This window comes from Cupriavidus basilensis, assembly GCF_000876015.1.
In the GTDB taxonomy this organism is placed as follows: domain Bacteria; phylum Pseudomonadota; class Gammaproteobacteria; order Burkholderiales; family Burkholderiaceae; genus Cupriavidus; species Cupriavidus basilensis_B.
In genome coordinates this window covers 426,482-441,200 of sequence record NZ_BBQM01000012.1, presented here as the reverse complement: position 1 = coordinate 441,200, position 14,719 = coordinate 426,482, and the positions used below count along the sequence as shown (strand labels likewise).

12 protein-coding genes are annotated in these 14,719 nt (G+C 70.3%); 7 read left to right on the top strand and 5 right to left on the bottom strand.

Features of this window, described 5'->3' with window-relative positions:
• Positions 1-7 precede the first annotated feature (7 nt).
• Entirely contained in the window at positions 8-949 is a 942-nt protein-coding gene (locus KF708C_RS09765) for a LysR family transcriptional regulator (RefSeq protein WP_059411611.1), read from the top strand.
• Between the two features lie 151 nt (positions 950-1,100).
• Here the strand turns inward: KF708C_RS09765 and KF708C_RS09760 are convergent, their stop codons facing one another.
• From KF708C_RS09760 to KF708C_RS09750, 3 genes are all read right to left on the bottom strand, one after another.
• A complete protein-coding gene (locus KF708C_RS09760) occupies positions 1,101-2,486 on the bottom strand; it encodes an FAD-binding oxidoreductase (protein ID WP_059411610.1) in 1,386 nt (461 codons plus the stop codon).
• Between the two features lie 314 nt (positions 2,487-2,800).
• Positions 2,801-4,411, bottom strand: a complete 1,611-nt coding sequence (gene garD, locus KF708C_RS09755) for a galactarate dehydratase (RefSeq protein WP_231586420.1) — start codon at positions 4,409-4,411, stop codon at positions 2,801-2,803.
• 52 nt (positions 4,412-4,463) lie between these two features.
• The gene (locus tag KF708C_RS09750) at positions 4,464-5,825 is read right to left on the bottom strand and encodes an MFS transporter (RefSeq protein WP_059411609.1); all 1,362 of its coding nucleotides are present in this window, start codon (positions 5,823-5,825) and stop codon (positions 4,464-4,466) included.
• A 504-nt stretch (positions 5,826-6,329) separates the two neighbouring features.
• Here KF708C_RS09750 and kdgD point away from each other — a divergent pair.
• Positions 6,330-7,244, top strand: coding sequence for a 5-dehydro-4-deoxyglucarate dehydratase (gene kdgD / locus KF708C_RS09745; RefSeq protein WP_059411608.1), 915 nt, complete (start codon positions 6,330-6,332; stop codon positions 7,242-7,244).
• Here kdgD and KF708C_RS09740 read toward each other — a convergent pair.
• Positions 7,222-8,295 (bottom strand): LysR family transcriptional regulator, encoded by a 1,074-nt coding sequence (locus KF708C_RS09740; protein ID WP_059411607.1) that lies wholly within the window; start codon positions 8,293-8,295, stop codon positions 7,222-7,224. The genes kdgD and KF708C_RS09740 overlap by 23 nt on opposite strands.
• 100 nt (positions 8,296-8,395) lie before the next feature.
• Between KF708C_RS09740 and KF708C_RS09735 the strand changes: the two genes are divergently transcribed.
• The 5 genes from KF708C_RS09735 to KF708C_RS09715 all read left to right on the top strand — a co-directional run bounded on the left by KF708C_RS09735 (position 8,396) and on the right by KF708C_RS09715 (position 12,984).
• Positions 8,396-9,628, top strand: coding sequence for a CaiB/BaiF CoA transferase family protein (locus KF708C_RS09735; protein WP_059411606.1), 1,233 nt, complete (start codon positions 8,396-8,398; stop codon positions 9,626-9,628).
• Positions 9,628-10,719 carry an NADPH:quinone oxidoreductase family protein gene (locus tag KF708C_RS09730; protein WP_059411865.1) on the top strand — a complete coding sequence of 364 codons (1,092 nt, stop codon included), beginning with the start codon at positions 9,628-9,630 and terminating at the stop codon, positions 10,717-10,719. Before KF708C_RS09735 ends, KF708C_RS09730 begins: the two co-directional genes overlap by 1 nt.
• Positions 10,680-11,693: a tripartite tricarboxylate transporter substrate binding protein gene (locus KF708C_RS09725; protein WP_020205734.1), complete on the top strand. Its 1,014-nt coding sequence runs from the start codon at positions 10,680-10,682 to the stop codon at positions 11,691-11,693. Before KF708C_RS09730 ends, KF708C_RS09725 begins: the two co-directional genes overlap by 40 nt.
• Positions 11,694-12,003: 310 nt before the next feature.
• Positions 12,004-12,201, top strand: coding sequence for a hypothetical protein (locus tag KF708C_RS09720; protein ID WP_020205733.1), 198 nt, complete (start codon positions 12,004-12,006; stop codon positions 12,199-12,201).
• A gap of 120 nt (positions 12,202-12,321) precedes the next feature.
• A complete protein-coding gene (locus tag KF708C_RS09715) occupies positions 12,322-12,984 on the top strand; it encodes a SagB/ThcOx family dehydrogenase (RefSeq protein ID WP_059411605.1) in 663 nt (220 codons plus the stop codon).
• A 15-nt stretch (positions 12,985-12,999) separates the two neighbouring features.
• Here KF708C_RS09715 and KF708C_RS09710 read toward each other — a convergent pair whose 3' ends face one another.
• On the bottom strand, positions 13,000-14,589 hold the full coding sequence (locus KF708C_RS09710) for an FMN-binding glutamate synthase family protein (protein ID WP_059411604.1): 1,590 nt from the start codon (positions 14,587-14,589) through the stop codon (positions 13,000-13,002).
• Positions 14,590-14,719 lie beyond the last annotated feature (130 nt).

Below are 14,719 nucleotides of genomic sequence, written 5' to 3'. Positions count from 1 at the left end.
CGGTGCGATGACGGCAAGCACGCTGAACTCGGAAGACCTGGCCTGCTTCGTCTGCGTGGCCAACACGCAGAGCATCTCGCGCGCCGCGCTCGAAATGGGCGCCGACCAGTCCACCGTGAGCCGCCAGATCGCGCGGCTGGAATCGGCGCTGGACACGCGCCTGTTCCACCGCAGCGGGCGCGGCGTGGTGCTGACCGAGGCCGGCCAGACGCTGATCGTCTACGCGCGCCAGGTCGCCGCCACGCTGGCGGAGGCGCGCGAGGCCATCCGCGCGTCGTCGGCGCAGGGGCCGGCGCAACTGGTGATCGCCGCGCAGCCGACCATCGCCAACACCGCGTTCGCCAGCATCGGCACCGCGCTCAAGCAGCGCTTTCCCGCCACCAAGGTACGCTTCGTCGAAGGGCTGGCCAGCCCGGTGCTGGCGTGGCTCGCGGCCGGCGAGATCGACGTCGCCCTGCTCTACCTGCCCGAGCAGCAAGGCGCGCTGAAGGTGGACATCCTGCTCGAGGAAGACCTGACCCTGGTCACGCCGACCTCGTGGAGCCATCTCGGCCCGACCTTTGCCGTGCGCCGGCTCGCCGAAGTGCCGCTGATCCTGCCCAGCACCGGCCACGGCCTGCGCGTGCTGGCCGAGTCGCTGGCCGCGCGCAGCGGCACCGCGCTGCAGCTCGCGCTGGAATGCGATGCCTCCAACACCGTGGCGATGCGCCTGGTGGAAGACGGCTGCGGCGCCACGCTGCTGCCGTTCGCCGCGGTCGCCGACCGCGTGGCGCAGGGCCGGCTGCACTCGGCCCGGCTGGTGGATCCGGTGGTCACGCGCCAGGTGGCGCTGGCGACCGCGCGCAACCGCCCGCCGGTGCCCGAACTGTGGGACATCATGCAGACGGTGCGGCAGTCGGTGCGCAATATCGTGATGTCCGGCGCGTGGCCGGGGGCGCGGCTGATCTGAGCCGGGCCGGGCATGGCGGGAGGAGGCGTGCCCCCTTGCGCCATTCCTGCCGACGGCATGACTGGTATCCGGTGGACAATCCTGGGCGCCAATCGCGCCTTTTTCTCGCGGCGGCTCCCCGCCCGCGCCGCCGCTTCATCGCTCCCTGGATTCAGGCCGGCTTGATGTTCTGGTTGTGCCGGAACAGGTTGCCCGGGTCGTAGCGCCGCTTCAGTTCCGCCAGCCGCGCGTAGTTCGGCCCGTAGGCCGCGCCCACGCGGTCGCCCTCGTCCTGCGTAAGGAAGTTGACGTACACCGTGCCCAGCGCATAGGGCGCAGCCGCCGTGAAGACCTCGCGCGCCCAGGCGACGCAGGCGGCGTCGCTGGCCGCGTCGTCCCAGCGGCCATGCACGTTCATGATGAAGTTGGCGTCGCGGTTGGCGTAGGCGGTGGCGTCCGGCGCCACGCGGTTGGTCTGCCCGCCCATCGCGCCGATGAAGATCTCGGTCTGCGGCGACGGCAGCCGGGTGAGGCACGCCGTCAGCACCTCGATCAGGCCGTCGTCGAGCCCGGCGAAGTTGTGCGACTTCCAGTAGTTGCGCGCGCCCGGCACCAGCATGGGATCGAATGCCTGCTGCCACGAGGCGAAGCGCATCGGGCCCAGGTGCTCGCCATAGGGCGTGCCGAGGTTGCGCAGCGGCGCGGCGAGCTGCGGGCCGTTTTCCACCGGGCCGATGTAGCAGACCGCGAGCGCCACGACGGGCTTGCCGTGCACCTCGGGCGGCAGGAACGGCAGCGGCGGCGCCTGCCGCAGCACCGCCCACACGGTGAGCTCGTCGGGCATGCCGGGAAAGCGGTCGCGCAGGCCCTGCAGCACCGTGCCCGCCTGCTCCAGCGGATAGACGATCAGCCCGCCGTAGATCTCGGGGCCGACCGGATGCAGGGCGAACTCGAACATCGTCACCACGCCGAAATTGCCGCCGCCGCCGCGGATGGCCCAGAACAGGTCGGCGTGCTCGCCCGCGCTGGCGCGCAGCAGCTTGCCGTCGGCCGTGACCACGTGCGCGCCGGTGAGGTTGTCGACCGAGGCGCCGAACTTGCGGCTGATCCAGCCGAAGCCGCCGCCGAGCGTGAGCCCGGCCACGCCGGTGGTGGAGTTGATGCCGAGCGGCGTGGCGAGGCCGAAGGCCTGCGCCTCGTGGTCGAACTCCGCCAGCGTGGCGCCGGGCTCGACGTGGGCGCGCTGCGCCACCGGGTCGATGCGGACCGACTTCATGCCGGACAGATCCAGCGTGATACCGCCGTCGCATACCGCGTGGCCGCCGATGTTGTGGCCGCCCGAGCGCACCGACAGCAGCATGTTCCGGTCGCGCGCGAACGCCACCGTGGCCATGACGTCGGCCGCGCCCGCGGCCTTGACGATCAGCGCGGGGCGCCGGTCGATCATCGCGTTCCAGATCGTGCGGGCCTCATCGTAGCCCGCTTCGCCGGGCAGCAGCGCCTTGCCGCGCAGCCTTGCCCTCCATTCTTCCACCAGTTCACCGGACAGGTCAGCCATGATGCACCTCGCGACGTGAGTCCCCGGTTCGGTAGCTGGCCACGCGGCCGGCAAACGCGCGCACGGCATGCCCCCGCCGAAGCGTCATGTCGGCGGGAAAAGCGGCATGGCGAAGCGAACGGAGCAACGCGGTGGTGGCAGGCCGGGCGCCTGCCGTGGCGGCGCCCTTTGCCTTGTGCGGCTGGTTTGTGCGGTGTGTTGTCGCCGCGGTGGGGAACGGATCCTTCCCCAATTTAAGGTTGGCGCCGCGCCAATGTAAAGGCGTCCGGGACGCGTGTCCCGGACGCCGGCGGAAACCGGCCGCGCGGCGGGACTCAGGTCACGGGCGCCGGGTTGAACAGGGCCAGCGCATTGTGCAGCTTGTGATGCTCGGCCCAGGTCTTCCTGCGTCCGCTCGCCACGTCCAGCATCAGGAGGAAGAGCTCCCAGCCCACGTCCTCGATGGTGGCCTCGCCGGTGGCGATGCGCCCGGCGTTGACGTCCATCAGGTCGTGCCAGCGGCGCGCGAGGTCGCTGCGCGTGGCGACCTTGATGACCGGCACCTCGGCCAGCCCGTAGGGCGTGCCGCGGCCGGTGGTGAACACGTGCAGGTTCATGCCGGCGGCAAGCTGCAGCGTGCCGCAGATGAAGTCGCTGGCCGGGGTGGCGGCGTAGATCAGGCCCTTCTGCGTGAGCTTCTCGCCCGGCGACAGCACGCCGGTGATGGCGCTGGTGCCGGACTTGACGATCGAGCCCATCGCCTTTTCCACGATATTGGACAGGCCGCCCTTCTTGTTGCCGGGCGTGGTGTTGGCGCTGCGGTCCACGCGCCCCTTTTCCAGGTAGCGGTCGTACCAGTCCATCTCGCGGATCATGGCCTGCGCCACCGCGGGCGTGGCCGCGCGCGCGGTGAGCTGGTCGATGCCGTCGCGCACCTCGGTGACTTCGGAGAACATCACCGTGGCGCCGGCGCGCACCAGCAGGTCGGTGGCGAACCCGACCGCCGGGTTGGCCGTCACGCCCGAGAAAGCATCGCTGCCGCCGCACTGCACGCCCACCACCAGCTCGGAAGCCGGGCAGGTCTCGCGGCGGCGCTGGTCCAGCCTGGCCAGGTGCGTGTGCGCCATCGCCATGATGGAATCGATCATGCTCTCGAAGCCGACATGCGCGTCGTCCTGCAGGCACACCACGCCGACGTCGAGGCTGCCGGCGCCGGCCTGCGCGGGCATGGTGCCGGCCGGCATCAGGCGCTCGGGCTGGAGCTTCTCGCAGCCCAGGCTCACCATCATCGCGGTGCCGCCGAAATTGGGGTTGAGCGCGATGTTGCGCAGCGTGCGGATCGGCACGATGGCGTCCGGCGCGTCGATGGCGACGCCGCAGCCATAGGTGTGCTCCAGGCCGATCACGTCGTCCACGTTGGGATACTGCGGCAGCAGCTCGGCCTTGATGCGGCGCACCGCGTGCTCCACCACGCCCGACACGCACTGCACGGTGGTGGTGATGGCGAGGATGTTGCGCGTGCCGACCGAGCCGTCCGGGTTGCGGAAGCCCTCGAAGGTGTAGCCCTCCAGCGGCGGCAGCGGCGCCGCGGCGCGCGTGCCGACCGGCAGGTCGTGCAGCTCGGGCGCGACCGGCATCTCGATCACGCGCTCGTTGACCCAGCTGCCGCGCGGCAGGTCCTTGAGCGCGTAGCCGATCACCACGTTGTAGCGCACCACCGCGTCGCCGGCCTTGAGGTCGGCCAGCGCCACCTTGTGGCCCTGCGGCACGCGCTCGCGCAGCGTCAGCCCGTCGGCGAACACCGCGCCTTCGGGCAGCCCGCCGTCATTGGCGACGATGGCCACGTTGTCCTGCTCGTGGATGCGGATGTACAGCGGGGCGCCCTGCGCCTGCGCGCCCGCCGGCGCGCCGCCTGGTTGTTCAATCTTGATATCGATCACCGACATGACCTTCCTTGTTCCTTGCCAGATACGTGCCCAGATGCGTGCCGCGCGCCGCTCAGGGATGCCTGAGCTCGACGCGTCCGATTTCCTTGACGATCACCAGGTAGCTGATCACCGTCACCAGCGCGTTGGCGCCGACGAAGACCAGCGCGCCGTTGAACGAGCCGGTGGCGCCAAGGATATAACCGATCACGATCGGCGTGACGATGCCGGCAATATTGCCGAACATATTAAAAATACTGCCGGCCAGCCCGATCACTTCCTTCGGCGCGGTATCGGCCACCACGGCCCAGCCCAGCGCGCCGATGCCCTTGCCGAAGAAGGCCAGCGCCATGAAGCCCACCACCAGCCATTCGCTGTCCACGTAGTTGCAGGCCACCATGCTGACCGACAGCAGCATGCCGGCGACGATCGGCACCTTGCGCGCCATCGTGAGCGAATGGCCGCGGCGCAGCAGCGTGTCCGAGATCACGCCGCCCAGCACGCCGCCGAGAAAACCGCAGATCGCCGGCAGCGAGGCCACGAAGCCGGCCTTGAGGATGGACATGCCGCGCGCCTGCACGAGGTACACCGGGAACCACGTCAGGAAGAAATATGTAAGCACGTTGATGCAGTACTGGCCCAGGTACACGCCCAGCAGCATGCGGTTGGAGAGCAGTTGCTTCACATAGAACCAGCGCGCGCCGGCGGGCTCCTTGCCGGCGCGGGCCTTGCCGCCGTCGCCGCTCATCTCGATCAGGCCGCCGCCCTGCCGGATGTGCTCCAGCTCGGCGCGGTTCACCGCCGGATGCGTGGCCGGGCTGCGCACCACCTTGAGCCACAGGCCCGCCAGCACCATGCCGAACGCGCCCATCCACATATAGACGTGATACCAGCCGAGCGCATGCGTGAGCCACGCCATCAGCGGCGTGAACAGCACCGCGGCGAAGTACTGCGCGGAATTGAAGATGGCCGAGGCGGTGCCGCGCTCGGCCGTGGGGAACCAGCTTGCCACGACCTTGGCGTTGGCCGGGAACGCCGGCGACTCCGCCAGCCCGACGGCGAAGCGCAGCACGAACAGCGTGGTCACGGCCGCGCCGACCGTGGCGAACACGCCGATAAAACCCTGCAGCAGCGTGAACAGCGACCACAGGAAGATGCTGCACGCATAGATGCGGCGCGCGCCAAAGCGGTCGAGCAGCCAGCCGCCCGGGATCTGCGCCATCACGTAGGCCCAGCTGAAGGCGGAGAAGATGAAGCCCATCTGCACGGCGTCGAAGCCGAACTCCTGGCGCATGGCCGGGCCGGTGATGGAGAGCGTGGCGCGGTCGGCGTAGTTGACCGTCGTCACCACGAAGATCATCAGCAGGATCCAGTAGCGGACGTTGCTGCGGCGGGTGGCCTCGCCGGCCACGGTGAGGGTGTTGCTGGGATTCATGGGGTCTCCGGCAGGCCGGCCGCGCGCGTGGAGGCCCCCTTCCAACCGGTGCCGGCCACATCGAGACTGCCGCCGGCCTCGTGATATGTCATCGTATAACTAGAATTATAAGCACCTGGTTTCGGATGCGAAGCTATGTGTTTACCCGATGTCGGGCTGCAAGACCGATTGGTCGCCGGGCGGCTTTGCCGATAGGACATGGCGTGCGGAAGAAGGCTTCCGAAGCGCTACCGTACCTGTCTTTCAGCGAGCTTTCAGGCATCCGGCGGGTATTCGGCGGACATTCGACGCGAAGCGGCGCATCGAAGCCGGTCCCCTGCCCGGCCGGCCAGCGCCGCCGCTTTCCGCCATCGCCACCTCCCACGGTCGCCCTCATGACAAATCCGCTTGCATAAACCCGGTCACAGTTGTACGATGACATATCTCAAGAACGAGTGCTCCCCACGGGAAGCACGGAGCCAACTGACCTAAACCTTGCCCTTGCGGCGCTCAGGACCAGCCATCATGACCACACCACAAGAACTCAAGCAGATCATCTCGGAAGGCCTGCTCTCCTTCCCCGTGACCGACTTCGACGCGCAAGGCGACTTCCGTCCCGACACCTACGTGGAGCGCCTCGAATGGCTGGCGCCCTACGGCGCCACCGCGCTGTTCGCCGCCGGCGGCACCGGCGAGTTCTTCTCGCTGACGCCGGACGACTATGCCAACGTGATCCGCACCGCGGTGGAAACCTGCGCCGGCAAGGTGCCCATCCTGGCCGGCGCCGGCGGCCCGACCCGCATGGCCATCGCCTACGCCAGGGAAGCGCAGCGCCTGGGCGCCAAGGGCATCCTGCTGCTGCCGCACTACCTGACCGAAGCCAGCCAGGAAGGCATCGCCAACCATATCGAGGAGGTGTGCAAGTCGGTCAACATCGGCGTGATCGTCTACAACCGCGCCAACTCCCGCATCAACGCGGAGATGCTGGAACGGCTGGCCGACCGCTGCCCCAACCTGATCGGCTTCAAGGACGGCGTGGGCGAGATCGAGCCGATGGTGCGCATCCGCCGCAAGCTGGGCGACCGCCTGTCGTACCTGGGCGGCCTGCCGACCGCGGAAGTCTATGCCGCGGCCTACAAGGCGCTGGGCGTGCCGGTGTATTCGTCGGCCGTGTTCAACTTCATCCCGAAGACGGCGATGGATTTCTACCGCGCCATCGCCGCCGACGACCACGCCACCACCAACCGCCTGCTCGACGAGTTCTTCCTGCCCTACCTGGACATCCGCAACCGCCGCGCCGGTTATGCCGTGAGCATCGTCAAGGCCGGCGCCAGGCTGGTCGGCCATGACGCGGGCCCGGTGCGCGCGCCGCTGACCGACCTGACCGAGCAGGAATGCGAGCAGCTCGACGCGCTGATCAAGAAGATGGGTCCGCAGTAAGCGGGCCGGCCGGCGGGCCGCCTCCGGGCCGCCGGCTGTCTTGCGCGGAGCCCGTCCCGGCTCCGCTCGCCGCCGCCGTTCCTTCCGCATCCTTTGCTTCCTCCGTCTCCTCCTCCCCCCTGCCGGCCCAGTTCCCCGCCTCGCGCTCCAGCCGCGCCCGCATGAAATCCATCAGCGTGCGCGTGGCCAGCGTGGGAAAGCGGTTGGGCGCGGTCAGCATGTAGATGCTGTCGCCCACGCCTTCGGGCTCGTATTCCGGCAGCACCGCCACCAGTTCGCCGCGCGCGATCTGGCGCCACACCGCATAGCGCGGCAGCAGCGCCACGCCGAGGCCGCCCGTCACCGTCTCGACCAGGAACGGGTAGTCGCCGGACTGGATGCGCGGCGCCACGCGCAGCATCAGCTGCGTGCCGGCCATCTTGAGCTTGAGATCGAAGCGCCGCCCCAGCGAAGCCGGGGAGATCAGGTCGCAGCCCGCCAGCGCCTCGGCGCTCGCCGGCGCGCCATGCCGCGCCAGGAAGTCCGGCGCCGCGCACAGGGTCCAGCCCACCGCGCAGATGCGGCGGGCCACGTGGTCGTCCGGCGGCTGGGAGGTGATCTTGAGCGCCACGTCCACCTCGGCGGACACGAGATCGCCGATGTAGTCGTTGATCAGCACCCGCAATGAGATGGCCGGATACTGCCGCGCGAACTCCAGCAGCACCTGCGCCAGGTAGAGATGGCCGAGGCCGGTCGGCAGGCGGATGCGCACGTCGCCGCGCACGGTCTGGCCGAGGCTGTCGATCGAGGTGCCCGCGGCCTGCAGCTCGTCCAGCATGCGCACGCCGTGGGCATAAAGCAGGCGGCCCGCCTCGGTCAGCTCCACGTGGCGCGTGGTCCGCCGCATCAGTTGCGCGCCCATATGCTGCTCGAGCGCCTTGAGGCGGCGCGAGACGTTGGAGCGGGTCATGCCGCCGCGCTCGGCGGCGGCCGTGAGCGTCTTCGATTCGACCAGCGTGACGAACAGGCGGATCAGGTTGAGATCGAGATGTCCGAGGGTATTGTCAATCATGGATCAACACGGTTGGCACAGTCAGGCGGATTGTTACCGCGGGAGATGCGCCGTAGCATAAGCCATCCCCAGCCACCTGACGATTCCGCGTTCGATACCGATGGCCCAGACCCAGCCCCCGCACCCCACTCATCCTTCCGCTTCGCCTGCCGACCTGCCCTTCGCCGGGCTGCGCGTGCTCGACATCAGCCAGGGCATCGCCGGGCCGTACTGCGCGCATATCCTGTGGCAGCAAGGCGCCGAGGTGGTCAAGGTCGACCCGCCCGCGGGCGACTGGGGCCGGCACGTGGGCGTGGTGCGCGGCGAGCACAGCGCGCTGTCGGTGGCCTATAACGGCGGCAAGCGCAGCGTCTGCGTCGACGCGGCCACCGATGCCGGCAAGGCCCTGCTGTTCGACCTCGCGCTGCGGGCCGACGTGGTGGTGCAGAACTTCCGCCCGCAGGTGGCCGAGCGCCTCGGCGTGGGCTACGCCGCGCTGGCCGCGCGCAACCCGGCGCTGGTCTATGTGTCCATCAGCGGCTACGGCGCCGACGGCCCCTATGCCGACCATCCCGCCTCGGACTCGGTCATGCAGGCCGACAGCGGATTGATGTTCGCCAACCGCCTCGCCGACGGCACGCCGCGCCGCATCGGCATGCTGCTGGCGGACGCGGCCACCGGCCTGTACGCGGCGCAGGCGTGCGCCGCCGCGCTGTGCCGGCGCTTCCGCACGGCGGGCACCGGCGCCCACGTGGAACTGAGCCTGTTCGACGCCTGCTGCGCCTTGCAGGCCAACAACATTCTCGAATACGCCATCCAGGGCACGGCCGCGGCCGGCCCGGTCAGCGCGCCCAACGGCGTGTTCCCGACCCGCGACGGCAGCATCACGCTGCTGGCCCTCAACAATGCGCAGTTCGGCCGGCTCTGCCAGGCGCTCGGCCAGCCCGGCTGGGCCGCGGACCCGCGCTTTGCCGACAACGCCAGCCGCATGGCCCATGCCGGCTGGCTGCGCGACGCGGTCACCGATTGCCTGGCGCGCGAGCGCACCGCGCACTGGCTCGATGTGTTCCAGGCGCACGACGTGCTCCACGCGCCGGTGCGCGACCACCGGCAGGTGCTGGACCATCCGCAGGCCGCGCAGCAAGGCACCTTCCAGCAGATCGAGCAGCCGGGACTGGGCACGCTGCCGTTCGCCGGCATTCCCGCCCGCGGCCTGCGCCGCCCCACGGGCGCCGCGCCCCGCATCGGCGAGCACACCGAGGCCGTGCTGCGCGAATGGGGAGTCTCCCAGGACGATCTCGACCGCTGGCTGGCGGCCGGCGTGGTGCGGCAGGCAGCGGGAGCCGCGGCATGATGCGCGCCCTGCTGTGCGACCGGTTCGGCCCGGCCGAGGACGTGCGCGTGGCGGACATCCCCGCCCCCGCAGTTCTCGACCCCGCAGTTCTCGACCCCGCAGCACTCGCCCCCGCGGCGCTCGACCCGCATGCGGTGGTGATCGCCGTCGAATACGCCAGCGTCAGCCACGCCACCGGCCTGATGGTGGCCGGACGCTACCAGACCAGGCCGCCGCTGCCCTTCGTGCCCGGCACCGAGGCGGTGGGCCGCGTGGTCGCCCGCGGCAGCGCGGTCACGCGCCTGCGCCCCGGCGACCGCGTGGTGGCCATCGCCGACTGGGGCTGTTTCGCCGAGCAGGTCTGCCTGCCCGAGTACACGGTCTACCCCATACCGGATGCGGTCGACACCCTGCGCGCGCTGCCGGTCCCGCTGTCCTACGGCACCGCCTACTGCGGGCTGGTGTGGCGCTGCGCGGTGCAGCCCGGCGAGACCGTGCTGGTGCTGGGCGCCGGCGCCGGGGTCGGGCTGGCGGCGGTGGAGATCGCCCGCGAACTCGGCGCGCAGGTCATTGCCTGCGCCAGCACCGAAGCCAAGCGCGAGGAGGCGCTGCGGCGCGGCGCGGCGCACGCGCTGGCCCCCGAAGACCTCGCCGCCGCCGTCAAGCGCGTGACCGGCGGGCGCGGCGCCGACGTGGTGGTGGACCCGGTGGGCGGCGACCTGTTCGACCAGTCGCTGCGCGCGGCCGCCGCCAACGCCAGGCTGCTCAGCGTGGGCTTTGCCAGCGGGCGCATCCCGCAGGCGCCGCTGAACCTGCTGCTGGTCAAGAACCTGACGCTGCACGGCTTCTTCGTCGGCCGCTATATCGGCTGGACGCCCGCCAACGAGCGCGCGCAGCACGCGCCCGCGCTGCAGGCCGTGATGCAGACGCTGCTGGCGTGGGCCAGCGCGGGAAAAATTCGGCCGACCGTGTCGAAGGTGTACCCGATGACCGGGCTGGCCGAGGCGCTGCACGCGCTCGAAGCCCGCCAGGTGGTCGGCAAAGTCGCGATAAAAATCCAGGAGACAGAACCATGCACCACCACGCCGGCCGCAGGGCCGCAACCGGGCTAGCGCTGCGCGCCGCCACCCTCGCCACCGTCGCCATCGCCTGCGCCTTGGGCGCGGCGCCCGCGCGCGCCGCCGACGACTACCCGCAGCGCCCGATCCGCCTGGTGCTGCCCTATCCGCCGGGCGGCCCCACCGACCTGCTGGCGCGCGTGGTCGCCGTGCGCATGGGCGACACGCTCGGGCAGACCGTGGTGGTGGACAACCGGCCCGGCGCCAGCGGCATGATCGGCGCCGAGAACGTGGCCAAGTCCGCGGCCGACGGCTACACGCTGCTCGCCAACGCCTCGCTGCACGTGATCAACCCGAGCATCTACCCCAAGATGCGCTATGACGCGTTCCGCGATTTCGTGCCCATCACGCAACTCGCGGACGTGCCGCTGGTGCTGGTGGTCAACAACGAGTCGCCGGTCAAGACCGTGCGCGACCTGATCGCCCTGGCCAAGGCGCGCAACGGCAGCCTCAACTTCGGCTCGGCCGGCAACGCCTCGGCCCAGCAGCTTGCCGGGGAATCGTTCAAGATCGCCGCCAGCGTGTCGATGCAGCACGTGCCGTACAAGGGCAGTTCGCCCGCGCTGACCGACCTGATGGGCGGCCAGATCCAGCTCATGTTCGACTCGATGCCCTCGGCCATGCCGTTCATCAAGGCCGGCAAGCTGCGCGCGGTGGCCGTGACCACGCTCAAGCGCGCCCGCGCGCTGCCGGATGTGCCGACCGTGGCCGAATCCGGCCTGCCCGGCTTCAACATCAGCACGTGGTACGGCCTGTGGGCGCCGCGCGGCACGCCCGGCCCGGTGGTCGAAAAACTCGCGGCCAACGCCGCGCAGGCCCTGCGCCAGCCCGACGTGCAGCGCCAGTACGCCGAGATGGGCGCCGAGCCGGTCGGCTCGTCGCCGGCCGAGTTCGCGCGCTACACGCAGGCCGAAGGCAACAAATGGGCCGAGATCGTGCGCAAGTCGGGCGCCAAGGCGGACCAGTAGAACCCCGCGCAGGCATGTCGATCCCGTAGCCGGCGTTCGCGCATGCCGCGGGTGCGGGCGCCGGGCGTCCCCGCCCGCACACTTCGCGCCGCACCGACCGCGCACCGCATGCGCGCCGCGGCACCGCGCCGCCCCCGGTTTGATCCAGCGCAATGGCCATGCGACATGGCGCCAGAGATGGCGCCGTGGCACATATAGTTCTTGAGCACCGCAAGCGGACACGGCCGGGCTGCCGCAATGGCTCTGTCCCGATGGCCGCCGGCGGCGCCCCGATAGCCATATCCGCGTGCTGGAGACAATGATGCCTGTGATGCTGAGCCCTCACGAGATCGCAGCCCTGATGATCCTTAACGATTCGGCGCGCCATCGCGAGCTGGATCCCGCCGACATCGGCGCGCTGGTCGAGCGGCAGCTGGTGCGCCTGGAAGCGCCAGTGCCCGGCTGCAAGCGGATGCACGTGACCGGAGACGGCCATCGTTTCCTGCGGGCCATCGGCTGGCTCTGCTAGCCGCCCGCGCTGTCCTTTCCATCCGCCTTCACCCGAAGCTCCCGCCAGCAGCGCATCGACCACGCCGGCCGGCACGCTGCCCGCGGCCACGCACCGCACATGACCTGAACGAGGCTTGCCATGAACCAGGAAAAACTGCTGACGTACCAGCCTGTCGCCGGACTGCTGCCGAGGCCCTCGGCCGGCACGCCGGCGAAGACCATCGCGCTGCCGGCGCCGGACATGACCACCGGGCTGCCGCTGATGGGCGCGCTCTGGCAGCGCCACAGCACGCGCGAGTTCGGCACGGAGGCGCTGTCGCTGCACCGCCTCGGCGAGCTGCTGTGGGCCGCCAACGGCATCAACCGCGCCGCCGCCGGCGGGCATACGGCGCCCTCCGCCCACGGCATCCACGAAATCGACGTCTACGCCGCCTTGCCGGGCGGCCTGTACCGCTACGATCCGCAGCAGCATTGCCTGCTGCTCAAGCGCGACATCGACGCGCGCGGCCTGACCGGCTACCAGGACTTCGTCAAGGAAGCGGCGCTCGACCTCGTGTACGTGGTCAACCACGGCCGCATGACCGGCATGCCCAGGCAGCAGCAGGACGTGTTCTCGGGCGTGGCCGCCGGCGCCATCGCCCAGAACGTCTATCTCTACTGCGCGTCCAGCGGGCTGGCCACCGTGGTGCGCGGATGGCTGAACCAGCGCCAGCTCGCGGAAGCCATGTCGCTCAACGAGGACGAGGTACCGGTGCTGGCGCAGTCGGTCGGGTTCCGGGCGGCCGGCGGCGCGGCGCAGTAACCCCGGCCGCGCGGCCTACAGCGCGAAGCTGTCCGCGCGCGCCAGCGGCCAGTATTTCTCGTAGAGCTGGTAGCGGAAGTTGCCGTTGAGCAGGTCGCCCGGCGCGAGGAACTTGAGCAGCTCGGACATCAGCCGCACCTCGTTGGGCGAGATGCGGCGCACGATGTGGTGCGGCTCGAGGTCGCCCGGATGCTGCAGGCCGGCCGCCTGCAGCAGTTCCTGCAGCGCGTGCAGGGTCTGGCGGTGGAAGTTGGCCACGCGCTGGGCCTTGTCCGGCACCACGATGGCGCGCTGGCGCACCGGGTCCTGGGTGGCCACGCCGACCGGGCAGCGGTCGGTGTGGCATTTCTGCGCCTGCACGCAGCCCAGCGCGAACATGAAGCCGCGCGCGGAGTTGCACCAGTCGGCGCCGGTGGCGAGCGTGCGCGCCACGTCGAAGGCGGTGATGATCTTGCCGCTCGCGCCGATGCGGATCTTGTCGCGCAGGTTTGCGCCGACCAGCGTGTTGTGGACCAGCAGCAAGCCTTCCTGCAGCGGCACGCCGATGTGATCGACGAATTCCAGCGGCGCCGCGCCGGTGCCGCCTTCGGCGCCGTCGACCACGATGAAGTCGGGCAGGATGCCGGATTCGAGCATGGCCTTGACGATGCCGAAGAATTCCCACGGATGGCCGATGCAGAGCTTGAAGCCGGTAGGCTTGCCGCCCGACAGGTCGCGCAGGCGCTCGACGAACTGCAGCAGGCCCAGCGGCGTGGAGAACTCGCTGTGGGTGGCCGGCGAGATGCAGTCCTCGCCCATGCCGATGCCGCGCGTGGCGGCGATCTCGGGCGTCACCTTGGCCGCCGGCAGCACGCCGCCGTGGCCGGGCTTGGCGCCTTGCGAGAGCTTGACCTCGATCATCTTGACCTGCGGCGAGCGGGCCTGCTCGGCGAACTTGTCGGGATCGAAGCGGCCGTCGGCGCGGCGGCAGCCGAAATAGCCCGAGGCCACTTCCCAGATCAGGTCGCCGCCCTCGGCGCGGTGGTAGGGCGAGATCGAGCCTTCGCCGGTGTCGTGGATGAAGCCGCCGATCTTGGCGCCGCGGTTGAGCGAGCGGATCGCATTGCCGGACAGCGCGCCGAAGCTCATCGCCGACACGTTGAACACCGACAGCGAGTACGGCTGGGCGCGGCCCTCGCCGACGGTGATGCGGAAGTCGGCCGACGGGATGCGGGTGGGCGCGAGCGAGTGGCTGATCCATTCGTGGCCCGCCAGGCGCACGTCGATCTCGGTGCCGAAGGGCCGGCTGTCGACCTCGTTCTTGGCGCGCTGGTAGACCAGGCTGCGCTGCTGGCGCGAGAACGGCATCTCGTGCGTGTCGTCCTCGATGAAGTACTGGCGGATTTCCGGGCGGATGAATTCGAAGAAGAAACGCAGGTGGCCCCAGATCGGGTAGTTGCGCAGGATGGAGTGGCGCGACTGGCCGATGTCGCGCAGGCCGACCAGCAGCAGCGCGACCGGCACGGCGAGCCAGCCCGGCGAGATGCGGTGGGCCACGGCGAGGACCGCGCAGGCGAGCAAGGCCAGCGCGGACAACCACACCGCGCCGTAACGACGAGAAAACATGGATGCTCCTAGGTGCCGGCCCCGGGCCGGCGGCCCCGCGATTATCGCCGTTCCGCGCGAATCCGGCATGGCGGCGGTTGCCTCGCCGGATGCCGCGCATGGCGGCCCCGCGGGCGGCGCTGCAAAGAAA

Excerpts from the sequence above, each read along its gene's own strand:
- KF708C_RS09765 (WP_059411611.1), top strand. The coding sequence starts at position 8 with ATGACGGCAAGCACGCTGAACTCGGAAGACCTGGCCTGCTTCGTCTGC.
- KF708C_RS09760 (WP_059411610.1), bottom strand. The coding sequence starts at position 2,486 with ATGGCTGACCTGTCCGGTGAACTGGTGGAAGAATGGAGGGCAAGGCTG.
- garD (WP_231586420.1), bottom strand. The coding sequence starts at position 4,411 with ATGTCGGTGATCGATATCAAGATTGAACAACCAGGCGGCGCGCCGGCG.
- KF708C_RS09750 (WP_059411609.1), bottom strand. The coding sequence starts at position 5,825 with ATGAATCCCAGCAACACCCTCACCGTGGCCGGCGAGGCCACCCGCCGC.
- kdgD (WP_059411608.1), top strand. The coding sequence starts at position 6,330 with ATGACCACACCACAAGAACTCAAGCAGATCATCTCGGAAGGCCTGCTC.
- KF708C_RS09740 (WP_059411607.1), bottom strand. The coding sequence starts at position 8,295 with ATGATTGACAATACCCTCGGACATCTCGATCTCAACCTGATCCGCCTG.
- KF708C_RS09735 (WP_059411606.1), top strand. The coding sequence starts at position 8,396 with ATGGCCCAGACCCAGCCCCCGCACCCCACTCATCCTTCCGCTTCGCCT.
- KF708C_RS09730 (WP_059411865.1), top strand. The coding sequence starts at position 9,628 with ATGCGCGCCCTGCTGTGCGACCGGTTCGGCCCGGCCGAGGACGTGCGC.
- KF708C_RS09725 (WP_020205734.1), top strand. The coding sequence starts at position 10,680 with ATGCACCACCACGCCGGCCGCAGGGCCGCAACCGGGCTAGCGCTGCGC.
- KF708C_RS09720 (WP_020205733.1), top strand. The coding sequence starts at position 12,004 with ATGCTGAGCCCTCACGAGATCGCAGCCCTGATGATCCTTAACGATTCG.
- KF708C_RS09715 (WP_059411605.1), top strand. The coding sequence starts at position 12,322 with ATGAACCAGGAAAAACTGCTGACGTACCAGCCTGTCGCCGGACTGCTG.
- KF708C_RS09710 (WP_059411604.1), bottom strand. The coding sequence starts at position 14,589 with ATGTTTTCTCGTCGTTACGGCGCGGTGTGGTTGTCCGCGCTGGCCTTG.